The sequence below is a fragment of the Aeromonas simiae genome (assembly GCF_000820125.1).
GTDB lineage: Bacteria > Pseudomonadota > Gammaproteobacteria > Enterobacterales > Aeromonadaceae > Aeromonas > Aeromonas simiae.
On record NZ_CDBY01000036.1, the window covers coordinates 109,232 to 129,197 of the forward strand.

Genomic DNA, 19,966 nt, shown 5'->3' on the forward strand with positions numbered 1-19,966 from the left:
TCCATGCTGCAACTGTTGTTACAGGCCACCCTCATGACCCTGGGTCTGGGGCTGGCCTCTTTAATCGGTGGCCTGCTGCTGGCCATACTGCTGAGCGCCGCCGAGCTATCGGGTAAGCGCCTGCTGGTCTGGCCGGTGGCGCTGTTCACCTCGCTGATCCGCGGTCTGCCCGAGATCCTGGTGGTGCTCTTCATCTATTTCGGCTCGACCCAGCTGCTGTTTCTCATCACCGGTGATTATGTGGAGTTCAGCCCGTTCGCCTGCGGCGTGCTGGCGCTCTCGCTGCTGTTTGCCAGCTACGCCAGCCAGACCCTGCGCGGTGCCCTCAATGCGGTGCCGATGGGGCAGCGTCAGGCGGCATGGGCACTCGGCTTGGGACGAACCCGTACTTTCCTGCGTATCGTCTTGCCCCAGGCATGGCGCCATGCCCTGCCGGGTCTTGGCAACCAGTGGCTGGTGCTGCTCAAGGATACGGCGCTGATCTCCCTCATCGGGGTCAATGATCTGATGCGTCAGGCCCAGCTCGCGTCGGCCAGCACCTACGAGCCCTTTACTTGGTACGCCACGGCGGCCCTCATCTATCTGGTCATCTCCCTGTGCAGCGAGTGGCTGCTGGGGCGGGCCACCCGCTATACCCGCCGCTACGGAGGCTAGTCATGCTCGGTTATCTCATCACCCTGCTTGAGGGCATGACCACCACCCTCGGCCTGAGCGCGGCCAGCCTGCTGGTTGGCCTGACCCTGGCCCTGCTGATGACCTGGGCGCTGGAGCGCCGGGTCGTGCTGTTAACTCAGGTGGTACAGCTGTGGATCCTGCTCTTCACCGGCACTCCGCTGCTGGTGCAGATCTTCCTCATCTATTACGGTCCCGGGCAGTTTGTCTGGATCAAGGAGAGCTGGCTCTGGGAGTGGCTCAAGCAGCCTTGGTTCTGCGCCATGCTGGCCCTGGCGTTTAACACCGCCGCCTACTCGACCCGCCTGTTCAAGGGGGCGCTCGACGCCATTTCGGCCGGTGAGGTCGAGGCGTGCCGCGCACTCGGGATGAGTGCCGGGCAAACCCTCTGGATGAAGGTGCGCCATGCGGCGCGGCGACTGGTGCCGGCCTACTCCAACGAGGTGATCCTGGTGATCAAGGGGAGCTCGCTCGCCAGCACCATCACCATCATGGATATCATGGGGCTGGCCCAGCGCCTCAATGCCCAGACCTATGACACCCTGGCGGTGTTCGGGGTTGCGGGTGCCCTCTATCTGGGTATGAACGGTTTGTTAACACTGCTGTTCCGCTGGTGCGAAAAACGGGCGCTCCGTTTCCAGTCGTAAACGCTCAAACGAGCATAAAAACGAAAAAAAAACGTGTTTCATATCCACTTTTGGGTAATTGAGACCGATAAAATGGCGCGCATGTACGGCGGCTCACAGAACCCGAAGTTGTCCCTGTTATCAGATTGTTTTTTCTGGGGTGATCCAGTAAGGTGAGGCGCACAAGAACATAATGCCTTCCAACCTACGCTTAAACAGGGAGTTGATCATGAAAGTTGCCGTTCTGGGTGCCGCTGGTGGTATCGGCCAGGCCCTTGCTCTGCTACTGAAGAACCGTCTGCCGGCTGGCGCCGAACTGAGCCTGTACGATATCGCGCCTGTCACCCCGGGGGTTGCCGTGGATCTCAGCCACATCCCGACCGACGTCAAGGTGAAGGGGTTCAGCGGTGAAGATCCCACTCCGGCCCTGGTAGGCGCCGATGTGGTGCTGATCTCCGCCGGTGTGGCCCGCAAGCCCGGCATGGATCGCTCCGACCTGTTTAACATCAACGCCGGTATCGTGCGCAACCTCATCGAAAAGTGCGCAGCCACCTGCCCGAAGGCCCTGATCGGCATCATCACCAACCCGGTTAACACCACGGTGGCCATCGCGGCCGAAGTGCTCAAGAAAGCCGGTGTCTATGACAAGCATCGCCTGTTCGGTATCACCACGCTGGATGTGATCCGTGCCGAGACCTTTGTTGCCGAGGCCAAGGGGCTGAACGTCGATAACGTTCGCGTCAATGTCATCGGTGGCCACAGTGGCACCACCATACTGCCGCTGCTCTCCCAGGTGGAAGGGGCCTCCTTCACCGAGGAAGAGGTCGCCGCCATGACCAAGCGCATCCAGAACGCTGGTACCGAAGTGGTGGAAGCCAAGGCCGGTGGCGGCTCTGCGACCCTCTCTATGGGTCAGGCGGCCTGCCGCTTCGGCCTGTCGCTGATCAAGGGTCTGCAAGGCGAGGCCAATGTGATCGAGTGCGCTTATGTGGAAGGCAACGGCGAGCACGCCACCTTCTTCGCCCAGCCGGTACATCTTGGCAAGAACGGCATCGAGGCTGTGCTGGATTACGGCAAGCTGAGCGCCTTCGAACAGCAGGCCATGGCGAGCATGCTGGATACCCTCAAGGCTGATATCCAGCTCGGTATCGACTTCGTCAAGTAAGTCACGGTCATGCGAAAAAGGGGAGCTTCGGCTCCCCTTTTGCATTGTTCCGGCTTCAAGCCTGACGCCGGGCGGCCGATAAACGGGGATAGCAGGAGGGTTGTATGAAGAGAAAGCTCTGGATATCCCTGTGGGGCATGCTCTCGCTGGCACAGGCCGCCGAAGAGATACCGGTGGCGCGGCCCCCGCAGCCGGCGGTCGACCCGTCGCTCCAGGTGGTGCAGATCTACCGGCAGGATGATCTGCTCGACTGGATTGAGCAGGGCAAGCACCTGGCCAGGGTGAAGGCGGACAAGTGTCAGCTGACTCAGGATATCGAGGCGCGCGCCGAGGTGATGAAACTGCCCGCCTATCAGTTCCTGTGGGGCGACATGCTGGCATGGGGCGTTTGTACCCAACGCAATGCCGAACTCGGTGTGCAGTACATGTGGGATGCCGCCGATCAGGGGCTGGCTCCCGCCCTCGAGCAACTGGGGCGCTACTACTGGAAAGGCACTCTGGTGCAGAAAGATTTGCAGCGCGCCGAGGTGCTGCTGCGTGAGGCGGCGGGGGCCGGGTTTCTCAAGGCCCAGCTGGAGTGGGTCGAGTTTTTGCTGGCAGGTCATGGCAGCCCGCTTGATTATGAGGATGCCTATCGTTGGCTGCACAATGCGGTGATCGGCGATCAGGCGCTGCATCGCCAGGCCAGTACCCTGCTGGCCAGGTTGGAGGGGCGGATGCCGGCCAACGTGGTGCAGAAGGCAGAAGCGATACGTTGATAGGAAAGGGGGAGTGCCGTGGCACTCCCCCTGCTCTTTTACAGCTCCTGATGGGGGCCGAAGCATTCGTAGTGGATACGCTCACCCGGTACACCGCGCGCCACGAGCTGGCTCTTGATGGCTCGCATGAAACCGGTGGGGCCGCAGAAGTAGTAGTGGGCGCCGGCCGGCAACAAGGCGTTGACCTGCTCGAGATCCAGGGTGCCGTGAAAGTCGAAACGGCCGGCATCCTCGGCGCGCGGGGTGCGATACCAGGTGCGCGCCGCGAGTCGTGGGTGGGTGGCGCTCTGGCTGGCCACCTCCTCTGCGAAGGCATGCACGCCGCCGTGCTCGCAGGCGTGCAACCAACGGATCTCAGCCTGGTGTTCACCGGCCAGCAGTTGATTGAGCATCGCCAACATGGGGGTGAGGCCGACCCCGGCCGAGAGCAGCACCACAGGGGTCTGTGCATCGGCGGTTAGGGTGAAATCCCCGGCCGGCGGCATCACGGCCAGCTCGTCGCCCGGCTGGATCTGGTCGTGCAGCAGGTTGGAAACCTGGCCATTGGTTTCACGCTTGACGCTGATGCGGTAGCTGTGGCCGTTGGGGGCATCGGAGAGGGAGTACTGGCGGATCTCGGTGTTGGCGAGGCAGGGATGGGTCAGCTGCAAGCTCAGGTACTGGCCCGGCATGAAGTCGATGACCGGCTGGCCATCCTTGGGCTCCAGAACAAAGCTGGTGATGAGTTCGGACTCGGCCCGCTTCTCGCGCACGATGAAGGCTCGGGTGCCACGCCAGCCCCCTTTGGCTTCGGCGCGCTCGGTATAGAGCTGCTCCTCGCGGCCGATGAAGACCGAGGCCAGCAGGCCATAGGCCTGTTCCCAGGCATACAGGATCTCGTCGCTCACCGCGTCACCGCCCACTTCTTTGAGCGTGGCTAAGAGATGGCTACCCACTATGTGATATTGTTCCGGCTGGATCATGAAACCGGTATGCTTGTGCGCGATGCGCTCGACCGCGCCGGTGAGGGCGCCCAGGTTGTCGATGTTGCGGGCATAGGCCGCCACGGCGTTGAACAGGGCCACCGGCTGGCCACCGCTGTGCTGGTGCGCCAGGTTGAACACATCCTTCAGCTCGGGGTTGTGGTGGAACATGCGCTGGTAGAAGTGCTGGGTCAGCGCTGGCCCGGCAGACTCCAGCAGAGGGATGGTGCTCTTGATGGTTGCAATGATCTGTGGATCCAGCATCATGATCTCCGTTTAATTGAACATGTAAAATGCCATTTAATGAAGTGGCATCCTAGATGTTTATTTGATTTGGATCAATACGCATGGTGCCATGCGTGCGGACACATATATGAGACTGACCAGCTATACCGATTTTGGATTGAGGGCTCTGCTCTATCTGGCCACCCTGCCGGAGGGAGAGTTGTCCAGTGTGGCCAAGGTCTCGGCCCTTTACGGCGTTTCCCGCAACCACATGGTCAAGGTGATCAACCAGCTGGTGAAGCTGGGCTATCTGGGTTCCCAACGGGGTAAGAACGGGGGGATCTGGCTGGCGGTCAAACCGGCCGAGGTGAACATTGGGGCGGTGATCCGCGAGCTGGAGGGGAACCTGGACGGCATCGACTGCGGCTCACCGGCCTGCCACATCGTCTCGGTCTGTCTGCTGAAAAATGCGCTGAAGGAGGCGATGAACGCCTTCCTGGGCGTGATGGATGGTTACTCGCTGGAAGCGCTGCTGGCCAACAAGGCCGAGCTGCAACAGGTGTTCGGGGAGCTCATTCCCACCCTGATGGTGGAAGAGGAGCCGCTCGAATAACGAGCGGCCCCCCTGAGCGCGGCGTTATGCCTCGTCGCTAGTGGGTTGGTACCAGGCTGGCATGATGCGGGCCAGCTTCACCATGTTCTGCTCTACCTCAACGATCTCGATGGGGTAGCCAGCCAGTCGCATGCTGATGTTGGGCTGGGGCAAGTCTTCCAGGTACTCCAGGATCAGGCCGTTGAGGGTGCGTGGCCCATCGGTCGGCAGATGCCACTCCATCTCCTTGTTCAGCTCACGGATGCTGACGCCCCCCTCGACCAGGAAGGTGCCATCTGGCTGGGGATGGATCTCGTCGCTCGGTGCCGGCGCCATCGAGGTGGTGAAGTCGCCGACGATCTCTTCCAGAATGTCATCCAGCGTTACCAGCCCCTGAATATCGCCGTACTCGTCGACGATGAGCCCGATGCGCTCCTTGTTGCGCTGGAACTTGGCCATCTGCACATTGAGTGGCGTTCCTTCCGGAATGAAGTAGATCTCTTTGACCGCGCGCAGCAGGCTCGACTTGTTGAACTGCTCCTTGGCCAACAGGCGCAGGGCATCGCGGGCGTGCAGAAAGCCCACCACGTCGTCGATGTTGTCCCGATAGAGCAGCACCTTGGTGTGCGGGCTGTGGATCAGTTTGCGCACGATGACCTTCCAGTCATCGTTGATGTCGATGGCATAGATGTCGCTGCGCGGCACCATGATGTCCTCAACCTGCACCTTGTCGAGATCCAGAATGCTGAGCAACATATCCTGGTGATGCTGGGGGATGAGATTGCCCGCCTCGTTGACGATGGTGCGCAGCTCATCACTGCTGAGGTTGTGATCGCCACCGGGTTTGAGATGCAGCAGTTTGAGCAACAGGCCGGTGATGCCGTTCATCAGTTGCACAAAGGGATAGAGCGGCACCATCAGGAACTTCAGCACGATGGAGGCCGGGTAGGCCACCTTCTCCGGATACATGGCCGCCAACGTCTTGGGAGTGACCTCCCCGAAGATCAGCACGACGATGGTCAGGCCAAACGTGGCCACTGCCACCCCGAGATCGCCGAACAAGCGGATGCAGACCACGGTGGCGATGGCCGAGGCCAGGATATTGACCAGGTTGTTGCCGATGAGAATGAGGCCGAGCAGCTTGTCCGGGCGTTCAAGCAGCTTCTCCACCCGGCGGGCGGCGCTGTGCTTGCTCTGGGCCAGATGGCGCAACCGGTAGCGGTTGAGCGACATCATGCCGGTTTCGGAGCTGGAGAAAAAAGCGGAAAAGAGGATCAGCAGCACCAGCGTAATGAGAAGGGTGCTTGTCGATATGCTATCCAAGAGTGTCTCCCATGGTGGAACAGGTGAGCCGGCGCAGGCCGGCTCAGCTCAGGATGACTTCCTTGACGAAACGGCTTCCAAAGTAAGCCAGCGTGAGGATGAACCCTCCCAGCAGGCTCAGCCAGGCGACGCGGCGGCCACGCCAACCATGCACATGATGCCCCCATAACACGAGCACATAGGTACACCAGGCGACAATCGAGAGGATCGCCTTGTGCGCCTTGCCTTGAGCAAACATGTCGTGGAGGAAGAAGAGGCCGGAGGCGATGGAGAGGGTGAGCAGGAACAGGCCGACCGTCATCAGCTGGAACAGGCGCTGTTCGACCGACATCAGCGGTGGCATGGAGGGTAACTGGGTCAGCTTGCGCGATTTGAGCCGATAGTCGAGGTAGGCCAGCTGCAAGGCAAACAGGCTGGCGATGGAGAGCACCGAGTAGGCCAACAGCGCCAGACCGATGTGCAACAGCAGTTGGGGGTGGTTCTCCAGATGAGTGATGTAGCGGCTCGGGATCAGGGTATCGGCCACGATCAGCAGGGCCGAGAAGCCGTAGACGACCGGCAGCAGTATCCAGCCGTTGACACGACGGACTATACCCGTCATGAAGGCACTGATGATGAGGCTGATGAGCGACGCCACGTTGAGCATGCTCAGGTTCTGCCCTGATTGGGTCATGACCTCCTGAGTCAGCAAGATGGCGTGGCTGAGCAGGGCAAGTGCACCGCACGCAAACAGCTGCCCGTGCCCTCGTCTGCCGGGATTGAGCAGCAGATGCAGGGTGGCGATGCTGGCCAGCAGATAAAAGGCCAATGCCAGTAGGGAGGAGGCGATCATGGGGTAAGTCGTTGCCAGGTAAACGCTAATGGGCTCAAGATGGGCAGTATACCCTCTGCTGAGGTATGGTCGCCAGTTGTACAGCTCGGATCCTGCCCCCATCTCTGTTGACATGGGGCCAGCTCACCATCGTGCCGAGGACGATGCTGGGTTATAATGCCGCCAATTTGCAACGCCAGAACATTCGGAACGCGTCATGTTTGAGAATTTGACAGATCGACTCTCGCGCACCCTGCGCAACATCAGTGGCCGTGGCCGCCTCACCGAAGAGAACATCAAAGAGACCCTGCGCGAAGTGCGCATGGCCTTGCTGGAGGCCGACGTTGCCCTGCCGGTAGTGCGTGATTTCGTGGCGCGCGTCAAGGAGCGGGCGGTGGGCCAGGAAGTGGCCAAGTCGCTGAGCCCGGGGCAGGCCTTCATCAAGATCGTCCACGGTGAGCTGGTCGGTGTGATGGGGGAGGCCAACGAAGCGCTCAATTTGGCGGCGCAGCCACCGGCAGTCATCCTGATGGCGGGCTTGCAGGGGGCCGGTAAGACCACCTCGGTGGCTAAACTGGCCAAGTTCCTGAAAGAGCGCAATAAGAAAAAAGTGCTGGTGGTCAGTGCCGACGTTTACCGCCCGGCCGCCATCAAGCAGCTGGAAACCCTGGCCAGCGACATCGAGGTCGATTTTTTCCCGAGTGAGGCGACCCAGAAGCCCGTCGATATCGCCAATGCCGCCGTCGATCATGCCCGTAGAAAGTTCTATGACGTGGTGATCGTCGATACCGCAGGCCGCTTGCACGTGGATGGCGAGATGATGGAGGAGATCAAGGATCTCCACGCCTCCATCAAGCCGATCGAGACCCTGTTCGTGGTCGATGCCATGACCGGTCAAGATGCAGCCAATACCGCCAAGGCCTTCAGTGAAGCGCTGCCGCTGACCGGTGTCATCCTCACCAAGGCCGACGGTGATGCCCGTGGCGGTGCTGCCCTTTCGGTTCGCCACATCACAGGCAAACCGGTCAAATTTATCGGGGTCGGTGAGAAGACCGATGCCCTCGAGCCGTTCCATCCGGACAGGCTGGCCTCCCGTATCCTCGGCATGGGGGACGTGCTCTCCCTCATCGAAGAGGTGGAGCGTAACGTCGACAAGGAGAAGGCCGCCAAGCTGGCCGAAAAGGTCAAGAAAGGGAAGGGGTTCGATCTCGAGGACTTTCGCGAGCAGCTGGCCCAGATGCGCAACATGGGCGGCATGATGGGGCTGCTCGACAAGCTGCCAGGCATGTCGGGGCTGCCGGATAACGTCAAGGATCAGATGGATGACAAGCTGACCGTGCGCATGGAGGCCATCATCAGCTCCATGACCCGCAAGGAGCGTGCCCACCCTGACATCATCAAGGGGTCGCGCAAGCGCCGTATCGCCGCCGGTGCCGGTGTCGAGGTGCAGGAGGTCAACCGCCTGCTCAAGCAGTTCACCGAGATGCAGCGCATGATGAAGAAGATGTCCGGCAAGGGGGGCATGCGCAAGATGATGGGACAGATGCGGGGCATGATGCCGCCAGGCTTTGGTGGTGGTCGCGGATTCTGACACCCGATCCTCCAGATGGAAGGGGCTCGCCATGGCGAGCCCCTTGTTGTTCGGGTTGGGCAAAAAGTGGCAGGTTCGGTTGCATTTGTCCCGAATCCAAGTAGAATTATGCGGCTTATTTTAAGCTAGGGTCCGCGTGTTTGCGGGCCTTGTTCATTTGATGTTTATGAGGACGATATGGTAACCATTCGTTTACAACGTGGCGGCGCGAAAAAGCGTCCGTTTTACCAGGTAGTAGTTGCCGATAGCCGTAACGCCCGTGACGGCCGCTTCATCGAGCGTGTTGGCTTCTTCAACCCGATCGCCGCCGGCCAAGCTGAAAAGCTGAACCTGGACATGGCTCGCATCGACCACTGGGTTGCCACTGGCGCCACCCTGTCTGATCGCGTTGCCAAGCTGATCAAAGACGCCCGCAAGGCTGCTTAATCAGTCTGATTGGTAAGGAGTCCGAGGTGGAAAAACCTGTAGTCATGGGCACGCTGGGTACCGTTTACGGTATCAAGGGCTGGCTCAAAGTGAACTCCTTCACCGATGTTGCCGAAGCGATTTTCGATTACACCCCCTGGCTGATTCAGCAACATGGGGAGTGGCGTGAAATCCAGGTTTCTGCTTGGAAACGCCACAACAAGGGTCTGATTTGCAAGCTCGATGGTATCGATCTGCGCGAAGATGCCCTCGCCCTGACCAATCTCGAGATTGGCGTCAAACCGGAACTGCTGCCGGATCTACCCGAAGGGGAGTTCTACTGGCGTGACCTCATCGGTTGCACCGTAGTGACCACCAAGGGGTATGACCTTGGCAAGGTGACCGAGTTGATGGAGACCGGCTCTAACGATGTGCTGGTTGTCATGGCGAATGTAAAAGATGCCTTTGGCAAAAAGGAGCGGCTGCTGCCGTTTCTGGAAGGGCAGGTGATCCTCAACGTGGATCTGGCTGCCAAAACAATCGAAGTAGATTGGGATCCTGGTTTCTAGTTCCCTGATATTCGGGGGCGGAGGTTTCAGATGTGGATTGGGGTCATAAGCCTCTTCCCGGAAATGTTCCGAGCCATCACCGAACACGGGGTAACGGGTCGGGCCGTCAAGAATGGCCTGTTGCAGATTGAGTGCTGGAACCCTCGGGACTTTACCCACGACAAACACCGCACGGTCGATGATCGTCCTTACGGTGGTGGGCCCGGTATGTTGATGATGGTTCAGCCGCTGCGTGATGCGATTCACGCGGCCAAGCAGGCGGCAGGTGACGGGGCGAAAGTCATCTATCTCTCACCGCAGGGGCGCAAGCTGACACAGGCTGGCGTGACCGAGCTGGCGGTTAACCAGAAGCTGATTCTGGTGGCCGGTCGATACGAAGGTATCGACGAGCGGGTAATCCAGACCGAGGTCGACGAAGAGTGGTCCATCGGTGATTACGTGCTCAGTGGCGGCGAACTGCCTGCCATGACCCTGATCGACGCGGTTTCGCGGCTGGTTCCAGGTGTCTTGGGGGATCAGGCAAGTGCCGAGCAGGACTCCTTCACGGATGGCCTGCTGGATCATCCCCACTACACCAGACCCGAGGTGTTGGATGGACTGACGGTGCCGTCAGAGTTGTTGAGTGGTAACCATGCGCTGATTAAGCGCTGGCGCCTGAAACAGTCTCTGGGACGGACCTGGCAGAGAAGGCCGGAACTAATTAACAACCTAGCTCTGACTGACGAGCAAGAATCACTTCTTGCCGAGTATGTCCGCGAACAGCATGACATCGTTAAGTAGAGTTATCAGTTAACCCTAGGTAGGAAAAGACAATGAGCAAGATTATTCAACAGCTTGAACAAGAGCAACTGCGTACCGACATCCCGGCTTTTGCCCAGGGCGACACCGTACGTGTTCAAGTTCGCGTAAAAGAAGGTGGTAAAGAGCGTCTGCAGGCTTTCGAAGGCGTTGTCATTGCCAAGCGTAACCGCGGTCTGCACTCCGCTTTCACCGTTCGCAAGATCTCCAACGGCGAAGGTGTTGAGCGTGTATTCCAGACCCACTCCCCGCTGATCCACAGCGTGGAAGTGAAGCGTCGTGGTGACGTTCGCCGCGCCAAGCTGTACTACCTGCGTAACCTGTCCGGTAAGGCTGCTCGTATCAAAGAGAAGCTCAACTAATTCCGACAGGAAGCAAAGAAAGGCTCGCCATTGGCGAGCCTTTTTTGTTGCCGCAGGATCAGGGCTGTACCTGAACGACCGAGTTATCCCGACCGTAGGGGCAGGGCACGTAGGCATCCGCTTCCCAGTCATTGTCGTAGCGCTCGGTACCGGCCTCATCAATCAACTGGTAGCAGAACTGATACTGCGCCTGTTCATCCGTGGGCAGATTGAGGGTGGTCTTGAACTCACCGCTTTTGAGTCGGCGCATGGCATGCGGTTGCCATTGATTGAACTCTCCGAGCAGGAAGACCTGATGGGCATCTCCGGCGGCTTCACGGGTGACCACGAAGGTCACTTTTACCTCGGGACGTGACTTCAGGAATTGCTTTATCAGCGACATGGGGGCTCCTCTGTTCATGATGCGAATCCATTGGCGGAGAACAGTTTTACACCATTTAGTGATAAAGGTGTTAGTTTGCGAGTTATCCCATACCTGCGTAATAGTTGCGCAGCAGGGCATGGGTGAACGCAATTTTCAGATAGAAGCCGCGCGGGCGGGTCAGTGTCGGCTCACCATCGTGGCCGATGGCACGGGTCAGTGCCTGCCCATTGGCCGCCTTGGGTCGCAGTTGCAACACCTGACCGTGGCGCGCCGTGATTTGCTCCACCTCGCCCAGCACTATCATGTCCATCAGCTCTTCCCAATCCTGACGTAACAGCGCCTCCTCTTCACGGGAGGGACTCCACAGCAGCGGCATACCGACGCGGCGTTCGGCCAGCGGGATCGTGCGGGAGCCTTCGACCGGGATCCACAGCACCCTGGATAGCTTGTTGCGGATATTGGAGTGCTCCCAGGCCAACCCGGATACCCCCACGAGTGGTGCCACGCAGACAAAGGTCGTCTCGAGCGGCTTACCGAAAGGATCGATGGGGATCGTCTTGAGTTCGATGCCGAGGTCGGGAAAGTCCTGCTCCGGTTTACTGCCGGCGCTGGCGCCTAGGTGCCACTCGAGCAGTTGACCGATCCACCCCTTGTGGCGGCGTAGATCGCGGGGAACCGGCTGACCCGCCATGGCCGCCAATTCACCTAGGGTGAGGCCGGCCAGGGCATCGGCGCGTTCCAGCAGGAGCTGTTTATTGTGGGGGGGAGAAGGTGCTTTCATGTGGGCAGTTTACCGGAATTGTCGCACGGCGTCCTTTTGGTGGTTTTTTGAACATAAATGCCAGGCTGGCTGGGAATGGGTTCCAAAACCATGTCTAAGTTAAATATTGTTTACTATCAATGCCTTATTTGATTTTTATCGTCAGGTTCCCGCTACGTTTTAATTGTGCTCCGCTTGTCCCATGGTTGGGCAAGGTTGGTGCACACACTTATCCACAAAAAAATGGGATAAGTGGATGGGAAGGGCGGTAAAAGCATTTATCAAAGAAAATAGTGTGAGGGCCAGACCATTTTTACAGCCATTCCGGTCGATATTATGGGCATGATCTGTGGATAAAATCGCTTTGTTTATTCTTTGAGCAGTCAAACTTGTTCACAACGATCCTGTCGGATCTTGTCTGGATCCTGAACTCGGTAAAGGATCCTTTTTTATGCTGTATCTTAATGTTTTTACATGGATTATTATCTTAGCAAAAGACGGTGAATCGAGTGGCAGCGGGATGATCCCGTGCAGGAAAATGGTAGCTATACCAAGATATCCCAAGCTTTTTCCACAGAACAGGTGGGAAACTCTATCTGATCTGCCACGAAAAATGTTTATAAGTCAGCTTGAAAAGTAAAGTTATTCATGATGAACCCTGTTCCGAGGTGGTTTGCCGCCATCAGATGAATATGGAACAATCATCCCAATTAGATTTAGCCTTAAGGTGATCACGTGATTGATGGTGACGGGTTTCGTCCCAATGTCGGCATCGTGATCTGTAACCGTGATGGGCAGGTGTTGTGGGCGAAGCGCTACGGCCAGCACTCCTGGCAATTTCCGCAGGGGGGCGTGGATGATGGAGAGACGCCCGAGCAAGCCATGTATCGCGAGCTTTACGAAGAGATCGGTCTCAAGCCCGAGGATGTCACCATCCTGGCGACCAGTCGAAACTGGCTCAAGTACCGCCTGCCCAAACGCCTGGTTCGCTGGGACAGTTCACCGGTCTGCATAGGCCAGAAACAGAAGTGGTTCCTGCTGCTGCTTGGGCAGGGCAAGGAGTCCCACATTGAGTTTGGCTGCCATGGCCACCCGGAGTTTGATGACTGGCGCTGGGTCAGTTTCTGGTATCCGGTACGTCAGGTGGTTTCGTTCAAGCGCGAAGTCTATCGCCGGGTGATGAAAGAGTTCGCCCCTGTGGCCATGCCGATGTCACAGCCGGCCGTACCCAGGCAGGGGAAAAAGGAGGGGCGACGGCATCGCCCGCGTTGAGGAGAAGCAGATTGCTGACACAGCTGCGCCACATCGTCGAGAGCATGACCGAGGCGTCCTCTCTCGAGCAGGCACTGCATGCCCTGGTGCGGCTGACGCGTTCGGCCATGGTGGTCGACTGCTGCTCGGTCTACGTGGCCGAGCCGGAGCAGCGTTGTTACCGTCTGGCGGCCACCGATGGTCTGGCTGCTGCGGCCGTCGGTAAGGCTTTTCTCCCCTTCGAGGAGGGGATCGTCGGGCTGATCGGCCAGCGCGAAGAGCTGATCAACCTGGCGGATGCCCCCTCCCACCCCGCCTTTAAGTTTCTTCCCGACGTTGCCGAGGAGCCGTTTCGCTCCTTTCTCGGCGCGCCCATCATGCATCAGCGCCAAGTGGTCGGGGTGTTGGTGGTGCAGCAGAAAGATTGCCGCCTGTTTGATGAGGGGGAGGAGTCCTTTCTGGTGACCCTGGCGGCCCAGCTGGCGGCACGAATCGCGCATGCTCAGGCCAAGGGACTATTGCGCAAGGCCGACTGGAGCAAGCCGCTGCGCGGCGTAGCCGGTTCATCCGGGGTGGCGATTGCCAAGGCGTGGGTATGGCGTCCACGCAAGGAGCTGTCGGCCATCACGCCGCGTAAGAGCGACGATAGGGCCGCCCAGCTGACCCACTTCGAGGAGGCCGTCGGAGCGGTCCGCCGTGATGTGGAGGCGCTTGCCCTGCGCTTTCGTGATAGCGCAGGGCAAGATTCCGCTACCTTGTTCGACATCTATCTTCACCTGCTGGATGACCCCAGCTACATCCGCCCCATCAGCCACCGCATCACCCAGGAAGGGTGGACCGCCATCAGCGCAGTCAAACTGATCAGTGAAGCGCTCATGGGGCGTTTCTCCGCCATGAAAGATGCTTATTTTCGTGAACGCGCCAGCGACATCAAGGATATCGCTCAGCGCATCATAGGGCGTCTGGCACAGAGTGAACCCGACCACATCCATGTCAGCGAGCCGGTGATTCTGGTGGCCGAAGAGGTGACGGCGACCGTGCTGGCCGAAGTGCCGCGCCACTGTCTGGCTGGGGTTGTCTCCCTGACCGGCTCCACCAACTCCCACGCGGCCATTTTGGCGCGCGCCATGGGGGTGCCGGCCATCATGGGGGTGGACTTCCCGCTGGCCGAGATCCATCAGCACCTGCTGGTCGTCGATGGCTACAGCGGCGACCTGTTTGTGGAACCGAGCGAGCCACTGCTCATCGAATATCGCCAGCTGCTGCACGAGGAGCAGGCGCTCGATGCCCTGGTGCACAGCACCGACGGACAGCCCTCCGAGACGCTGGACGGGGTCAAGGTCTCCTTGCTGCTCAATGCCGGTCTCAGTGCCGATACCGAGATCGCTCTCAACGATCTGGCCGACGGTGTGGGGCTGTATCGCACCGAGATCCCTTTCATGCTGCACGACAGTTTCCCCTCCGAATGGGAGCAGACCGAGCGTTATCGGGCCATTCTCGAGACCTATCGGGGTCGCCCCGTCTGTATGCGCACGCTGGATGTGGGCGGTGACAAGCAGTTACCCTATTTCCCGATTGTCGAGGAGAACCCCTTCCTCGGCTGGCGCGGTATCCGCCTGACCCTGGATCACCCCGAGCTGTTTCTGGTGCAGCTCAAGGCGATGCTGCGCGCCAGTGAGGGGCTCGACAACCTCTCCATCATGTTGCCGATGATCAGCTGCATCGGTGAGATAGAGTCGGCCCGCCGCCTGCTCGATCAGGCGTGGCGCGAGGTATCGGAAGAGGTGGCCTCGCGTGGCCATACCCTGCATTACCCCTCACTCGGCGTGATGATTGAGGTGCCCTCGGCCCTCTACATCCTGCCCGAGATGACGCCGCTCATCGATTTCTGGTCGGTCGGCTCGAACGATCTCATCCAGTACCTGCTGGCGGTGGATCGTAACAATGCCAGGGTGGCGAGTATTTACGACGCCTTCCATCCCGCGGTGATCCGGGCGCTGCAATTGCTGGTCGACTCGGCGCGCCGCTATGGCAAGCCGGTCTCGGTCTGCGGCGAGCTGGCCGGTGATCCGGTAGGGGTGCTGGTGCTGCTGGCCATGGGCTATCGCCGCTTCAGCATGAACACCTTCAACATACCGCGTATCAAGTACGTGCTGCGTCATGCCCGCCTCGACGAACTGACCCCGCTGCTGGCAGAAGGGTTGAGGGTTGACTCACCCCATACCCTGCGTGGCTTGTTTGCCCGCTATCTCGAGGAGCGTGGGATGGGAGGCTTCTTACGTGCCGGTCATAAGAGTCATTAATCGAGACTCCATCGCGCCTTGATCGGCTCTCAAGGTTGCCCGTCGATGTGAATGATTGCACAATGCGGGCACTTTAAACTCATGCGACAGACTCTCCTATGCAAGTGCAAGACGGTTATTGGGTATTCCCACAGTTCGATCCTGTGGCCTTCGCGATGGGGCCGCTTCAGGTGCGCTGGTACGGTCTCATGTACCTGTTCGGTTTCGCCTTCGCCATGTGGCTGGCTGGTCGGCGTGCCGATGAGCCGGGCAGCGGATGGACCCGTGATGAGGTCTCTGATCTGCTGTTTTACGGCTTTCTTGGGGTGATCCTCGGTGGCCGTGTCGGCTATGTGCTTTTCTACAATTTCGATCTGTTCCTAGCCGACCCTCTCTATCTGTTCAAGATCTGGACGGGCGGCATGTCGTTCCACGGTGGCCTCATCGGTGTCATCACCGCCATGATCTGGTTTGCCCACAAGACTCGGCGCCACTTCTTCACCGTGGCGGATTTTGTGGCGCCGCTCATCCCGTTTGGTCTCGGGGTGGGGCGTATCGGTAACTTCCTCAATGGCGAGTTGTGGGGCCGCGTCACCGACGTCCCTTGGGCGATGATCTTCCCGGAGGCGGGCAACATGCCACGTCACCCCTCTCAGCTCTATCAGTTCGCCCTGGAAGGGGTGGCGCTATTCGTCATCCTGAACCTGTTCTGGCGCAAGCATCCGCCGCGCGGGGCCATCTCCGGCCTGTTCCTGCTGTTCTACGGCCTGTTCCGCTTTCTGGTGGAGTTTGTGCGCGAGCCTGACAGCCAGCTTGGCCTCTACTTCAACGAGATCAGCATGGGGCAGATCCTCTCCACCCCGATGATCCTGGCCGGTATTCTGATGGTTTGGGCGGCCTACACGCTGCCGCGCCTGTTTGGTGTTAAGCCCGAGGGAGTGAAATGAAGAGTTATCTCGACCTGATGCGTAAGATCCTGGCCGAAGGCAGCGACAAGTCAGATCGTACCGGCACCGGTACCCGCTCCATCTTCGGCCACCAGATGCGCTTCAACCTGGCCGAGGGGTTTCCCTTGGTCACCACCAAGAAGTGTCACCTGCGCTCCATCATTCATGAGCTGCTGTGGTTCCTCAACGGCGATACCAATACGGCCTACCTGAAGGAGAACGGGGTCAGTATCTGGGATGAGTGGGCCGATGAGAATGGCGATCTCGGCCCTGTCTATGGGGCTCAGTGGCGCTCTTGGCCGACCGACGATGGCGGCGTGGTGGATCAGATCCAGAAGGCGCTTGACGATATTCGCAGCAATCCCGATTCACGGCGCATCATCGTCTCGGCTTGGAACGTGGGTGAGCTCGACAAGATGGCGCTGGCGCCTTGCCATGCCTTCTTTCAGTTCTATGTGGCCGACGGCAAGCTCTCTTGTCAGCTCTATCAGCGCAGTTGCGATGTCTTCCTCGGCCTGCCGTTCAACATTGCCAGCTATGCCCTGCTGACCCACATGGTGGCGCAGCAGTGTGATCTGGAGGTGGGTGACTTCGTCTGGACCGGTGGTGATGTGCACCTTTACTCCAACCATATGGAGCAGACGGCACTGCAACTGAGCCGCGAGCCGCGCCCATTGCCCCAGCTGGTGATCAAGCGCAAGCCGGATACCCTGTTCGACTATCGCTTTGAGGACTTTGAGATCGTGGGTTATGACCCCTATCCCGGTATCAAGGCACCGGTGGCCATCTGATGGCTGCGGAGATAAAAAAAGCGCCTAAAGGCGCTTTTTTTATATGGTAATTCCGTTTTTTATTCGGTTTTATCGAGGTGTTAGTTAACTAGAATCGATTTTTCAAGACGCCTCTCACTCACTAGACTGAATCCATCTGACAAGACGAGGTTTTGTTCAATGAGTGAAATGGTCAAAAAATTCCTGCGTCTGGAGTCGGCATCGGGGATCATTCTGATCCTGTCGGCAGCCTTGGCGATGCTGCTGGCGAACTCGTCATTGGCGGGTAGCTACCAGGCTTTTCTCGACGTACCGGTACAGATCCGTATCGCCGCGCTCGATATCAACAAGCCGCTGCTGCTCTGGATCAACGATGGCTTCATGGCGATCTTCTTTCTGCTGGTCGGCCTTGAGGTCAAGCGGGAGATGCTGGAGGGCGCGCTCTCCACCCGTGAGCAGGCCACCTTCCCTGCCATCGCTGCCCTGGGTGGCATGCTGGCGCCTGCGCTGGTCTACACCCTGTTCAACTACTCCGACGAGGTTGCCAGGGCTGGCTGGGCGATTCCGGCCGCCACCGATATTGCCTTTGCCCTTGGCGTGATGGCGCTGCTTGGCAAGCGGGTGCCGCTCAGCCTCAAGGTGTTTTTGCTGGCGCTGGCCATCATGGATGACCTGGGGGTCATCGTCATCATCGCGCTGTTCTACACCAGTCAGCTTTCGCTGGAGGCCCTGGTGGTCTCACTGACAGCCATCGCTGTGCTGTGGTGGATGAACCGGCGCGGGGTCGACCGCATCTCGGCCTACATTCTGGTCGGGGTGGTGCTGTGGGTGGCTGTGCTCAAGTCGGGCGTGCATGCCACGTTGGCCGGAGTCATCGTCGGCTTCATGGTGCCGATCAAGGGGGTGCGCCACGAGTCGCCACTCAAGCATCTGGAGCATGCCTTGCACCCCTGGTCTGCTTACCTTATCTTGCCGCTGTTTGCTTTTGCCAACGCCGGTGTGTCGCTAGCCGGCATTGGCCTGGCCGACATGCTCAAGCCGGTGCCGCTCGGTATCATGCTGGGGCTCTTCATCGGTAAGCCGCTGGGGGTGTTCACCATCAGCTGGCTGGCGGTCAAGATTGGGGTCGCCAAGATGCCGGATGGGATCACCTTGCGCCACATCTTCGCCGTCAGCATCCTGTGCGGCATTGGCTTCACCATGTCGATGTTTATTGCATCGCTCGCCTTTGAGCATGGTGGCCTGGACTATGGCAACTACTCACGGCTCGGGATCTTGAGTGGCTCGACGTTGGCGGCTGTGTTCGGGTATCTGGCACTGCGTTGGGCGCTACCTTCCCATACGACACGCTGAATGAGACAAGCCCGCCATCGGCGGGCTTGTTGTTGGCGAACAGGCAACCCTCTGTGACATACTGACGGCGCCGCCCCTCCTGTAATGGTTCTATGTCGCACCTTAATTACAATCACCTTTATTACTTCTGGATGACCCAGAAGAAGGGATCTGTTACCCAAGCCGCCGAGGCGCTGTTTCTCACCCCACAGACGGTGACGGGGCAGATCAAGCTGCTCGAGCAGCGCCTCGGCGGCAAGCTGTTCAAACGCAAGGGACGCTCTCTCGAGGCGACCGAGTTGGGCCAGCTGGTCTATCGCTATGCCGATCGCATGTTCAGCCTCTCCTACGAGATGCTGGATATCGTCAACTACCGCAAAGAGAGCCAGATCCTGTTCGATGTGGGGATTGCCGATGCGCTCTCCAAGCGATTGGCGAGCCGGGTCTTGCTCTCGGTCATTCCTAATGATGGCTCCATTCACCTGCGCTGCTTCGAGTCGACTCACGAGTTGCTGCTGGAGCAGTTGAGCGAGCACAAGCTGGATATGATCCTCTCCGACTGCCCGGTGGACTCCTCCCAGCATGCGGGTCTGCTCTCCAAGCGTCTCGGTGGCTGTGGGGTCAGTTTTTTTTGCAAGGCTCCGTTGCCAGAGAAGCCCTTCCCGGCCTGCCTTGAGGAGCGCAAGTTGTTGATCCCTGGCCGGCGTACCGCCATGGGGCGCCAGCTGACCCAGTGGTTCGAGGAGCAAGGAGTGACGCCCAGCATCCTGGGGGAGTTTGATGATGCCGCTCTGATGAAGGCATTTGGCTTCTTCAACCAGGGGATCTTCATGGCCCCCTCCATCTATCGCGACGAGTTGCTGGAGAGTGAGGAGGTGGTGCTGCTAGGGGAGACCCAGGATCTCAAGGAGGAGTACTACGTCATCTTCGCTGAGCGCATGATCCAGCATCCGGCGGTCAAGCGTATCTGTGAGAGTGATTTTACGGCGTTGTTTGCTGGCGATGAGCATCTGGATCAGTCGCCTCCCGCAGCACTCTCGTTTTAAAAATGGCGGGTAGCCAGTATGATACGGGCCTTTCAGAGAGGAGGTAAGTGATGGAACTTGCACAGATGGAGGCCAATGCATCCCGCGCGGTTGCCCTGCTCAAGGCGCTGGCCAACGAACGGCGTCTGTTCATCCTATGCCATCTGTTGGATAAAGAGCTCTCAGTCAGTGAACTCAATGGCATGCTGGGGCTCAGCCAGTCGGCGCTTTCACAGCATCTGGCGGTGCTGCGTCGTGATGGGCTGGTGGCGACCCGTAAAGAGGCGCAGACGGTCTACTACTCCCTCAACAGTCATGAGGTCAGGGAGGTGATCAGCTTGCTGCATTCGCTTTACTGTCAGCCTAAAAAATAAAA

General features: G+C 59.0%; 22 protein-coding genes. 17 read left to right on the plus strand and 5 right to left on the minus strand.

The window, feature by feature from the left end:
* Positions 1-3 precede the first annotated feature (3 nt).
* The 4 genes from artQ (at position 4) to BN1134_RS06320 (ending at position 3,221) form a co-directional block, all read left to right on the plus strand.
* Positions 4-654: an arginine ABC transporter permease ArtQ gene (gene artQ, locus BN1134_RS06305; protein ID WP_042046008.1), complete on the plus strand. Its 651-nt coding sequence runs from the start codon at positions 4-6 to the stop codon at positions 652-654.
* 2 nt (positions 655-656) lie between these two features.
* Complete coding sequence (gene artM, locus BN1134_RS06310; protein ID WP_042046010.1) at positions 657-1,319, plus strand: arginine ABC transporter permease ArtM; 663 nt, start codon at positions 657-659, stop codon at positions 1,317-1,319.
* A gap of 208 nt (positions 1,320-1,527) precedes the next feature.
* Positions 1,528-2,463 carry a malate dehydrogenase gene (gene mdh, locus BN1134_RS06315; RefSeq protein WP_042046012.1) on the plus strand — a complete coding sequence of 312 codons (936 nt, stop codon included), beginning with the start codon at positions 1,528-1,530 and terminating at the stop codon, positions 2,461-2,463.
* A 104-nt stretch (positions 2,464-2,567) separates the two neighbouring features.
* Positions 2,568-3,221, plus strand: coding sequence for a tetratricopeptide repeat protein (locus BN1134_RS06320; RefSeq protein ID WP_156991694.1), 654 nt, complete (start codon positions 2,568-2,570; stop codon positions 3,219-3,221).
* A 38-nt stretch (positions 3,222-3,259) separates the two neighbouring features.
* Here the strand turns inward: BN1134_RS06320 and hmpA are convergent, their stop codons facing one another.
* Positions 3,260-4,447 (minus strand): NO-inducible flavohemoprotein, encoded by a 1,188-nt coding sequence (gene hmpA, locus BN1134_RS06325; RefSeq protein WP_042046014.1) that lies wholly within the window; start codon positions 4,445-4,447, stop codon positions 3,260-3,262.
* A 109-nt stretch (positions 4,448-4,556) separates the two neighbouring features.
* On the opposite strand from hmpA, the gene BN1134_RS06330 reads away from it, so the two are divergent.
* A complete protein-coding gene (locus tag BN1134_RS06330; RefSeq protein WP_042046015.1) occupies positions 4,557-5,021 on the plus strand; it encodes an Rrf2 family transcriptional regulator in 465 nt (154 codons plus the stop codon).
* Between the two features lie 24 nt (positions 5,022-5,045).
* Here the strand turns inward: BN1134_RS06330 and BN1134_RS06335 are convergent, their stop codons facing one another.
* Both BN1134_RS06335 and BN1134_RS06340 read right to left on the minus strand, forming a co-directional pair.
* The gene (locus tag BN1134_RS06335; RefSeq protein WP_042046016.1) at positions 5,046-6,323 is read right to left on the minus strand and encodes an HlyC/CorC family transporter; all 1,278 of its coding nucleotides are present in this window, start codon (positions 6,321-6,323) and stop codon (positions 5,046-5,048) included.
* 43 nt (positions 6,324-6,366) lie between these two features.
* Positions 6,367-7,155, minus strand: coding sequence for a cytochrome C assembly family protein (locus BN1134_RS06340; protein WP_042046017.1), 789 nt, complete (start codon positions 7,153-7,155; stop codon positions 6,367-6,369).
* Between the two features lie 196 nt (positions 7,156-7,351).
* Between BN1134_RS06340 and ffh the strand changes: the two genes are divergently transcribed.
* The 5 genes from ffh to rplS all read left to right on the plus strand — a co-directional run bounded on the left by ffh (position 7,352) and on the right by rplS (position 10,859).
* Positions 7,352-8,725 carry a signal recognition particle protein gene (gene ffh / locus BN1134_RS06345; RefSeq protein ID WP_042046018.1) on the plus strand — a complete coding sequence of 458 codons (1,374 nt, stop codon included), beginning with the start codon at positions 7,352-7,354 and terminating at the stop codon, positions 8,723-8,725.
* 177 nt (positions 8,726-8,902) lie between these two features.
* Positions 8,903-9,151, plus strand: a complete 249-nt coding sequence (gene rpsP, locus BN1134_RS06350; RefSeq protein ID WP_042046019.1) for a 30S ribosomal protein S16 — start codon at positions 8,903-8,905, stop codon at positions 9,149-9,151.
* 26 nt (positions 9,152-9,177) lie between these two features.
* Positions 9,178-9,699: a ribosome maturation factor RimM gene (gene rimM / locus BN1134_RS06355; protein ID WP_084214728.1), complete on the plus strand. Its 522-nt coding sequence runs from the start codon at positions 9,178-9,180 to the stop codon at positions 9,697-9,699.
* A 30-nt stretch (positions 9,700-9,729) separates the two neighbouring features.
* Positions 9,730-10,479, plus strand: a complete 750-nt coding sequence (gene trmD, locus BN1134_RS06360; protein WP_042046022.1) for a tRNA (guanosine(37)-N1)-methyltransferase TrmD — start codon at positions 9,730-9,732, stop codon at positions 10,477-10,479.
* A 32-nt stretch (positions 10,480-10,511) separates the two neighbouring features.
* Positions 10,512-10,859, plus strand: a complete 348-nt coding sequence (gene rplS, locus BN1134_RS06365; protein ID WP_042046023.1) for a 50S ribosomal protein L19 — start codon at positions 10,512-10,514, stop codon at positions 10,857-10,859.
* A gap of 58 nt (positions 10,860-10,917) precedes the next feature.
* Here the strand turns inward: rplS and BN1134_RS06370 are convergent, their stop codons facing one another.
* Positions 10,918-11,241, minus strand: a complete 324-nt coding sequence (locus BN1134_RS06370) for an isoamylase early set domain-containing protein (protein ID WP_042046026.1) — start codon at positions 11,239-11,241, stop codon at positions 10,918-10,920.
* A gap of 82 nt (positions 11,242-11,323) precedes the next feature.
* On the minus strand, positions 11,324-12,004 hold the full coding sequence (gene mutH, locus BN1134_RS06375; RefSeq protein WP_042046028.1) for a DNA mismatch repair endonuclease MutH: 681 nt from the start codon (positions 12,002-12,004) through the stop codon (positions 11,324-11,326).
* Between the two features lie 714 nt (positions 12,005-12,718).
* Between mutH and rppH the strand changes: the two genes are divergently transcribed.
* From rppH to BN1134_RS06410, 7 genes are all read left to right on the plus strand, one after another.
* Complete coding sequence (rppH, locus tag BN1134_RS06380; RefSeq protein WP_042046030.1) at positions 12,719-13,255, plus strand: RNA pyrophosphohydrolase; 537 nt, start codon at positions 12,719-12,721, stop codon at positions 13,253-13,255.
* Positions 13,256-13,266: 11 nt separating this feature from the next.
* Positions 13,267-15,537: a phosphoenolpyruvate--protein phosphotransferase gene (gene ptsP, locus BN1134_RS06385; RefSeq protein WP_042046031.1), complete on the plus strand. Its 2,271-nt coding sequence runs from the start codon at positions 13,267-13,269 to the stop codon at positions 15,535-15,537.
* A gap of 98 nt (positions 15,538-15,635) precedes the next feature.
* Positions 15,636-16,463, plus strand: coding sequence for a prolipoprotein diacylglyceryl transferase (gene lgt / locus BN1134_RS06390; RefSeq protein WP_042046032.1), 828 nt, complete (start codon positions 15,636-15,638; stop codon positions 16,461-16,463).
* Positions 16,460-17,254: a thymidylate synthase gene (gene thyA, locus BN1134_RS06395; RefSeq protein WP_042046033.1), complete on the plus strand. Its 795-nt coding sequence runs from the start codon at positions 16,460-16,462 to the stop codon at positions 17,252-17,254. Before lgt ends, thyA begins: the two co-directional genes overlap by 4 nt.
* A gap of 159 nt (positions 17,255-17,413) precedes the next feature.
* A complete protein-coding gene (gene nhaA, locus BN1134_RS06400; protein WP_042046034.1) occupies positions 17,414-18,586 on the plus strand; it encodes a Na+/H+ antiporter NhaA in 1,173 nt (390 codons plus the stop codon).
* A 92-nt stretch (positions 18,587-18,678) separates the two neighbouring features.
* Complete coding sequence (gene nhaR / locus BN1134_RS06405) at positions 18,679-19,611, plus strand: transcriptional activator NhaR (protein ID WP_042046035.1); 933 nt, start codon at positions 18,679-18,681, stop codon at positions 19,609-19,611.
* Positions 19,612-19,661: 50 nt separating this feature from the next.
* Positions 19,662-19,964, plus strand: coding sequence for an ArsR/SmtB family transcription factor (locus tag BN1134_RS06410; RefSeq protein WP_042046036.1), 303 nt, complete (start codon positions 19,662-19,664; stop codon positions 19,962-19,964).
* Positions 19,965-19,966: the final 2 nt, after the last annotated feature.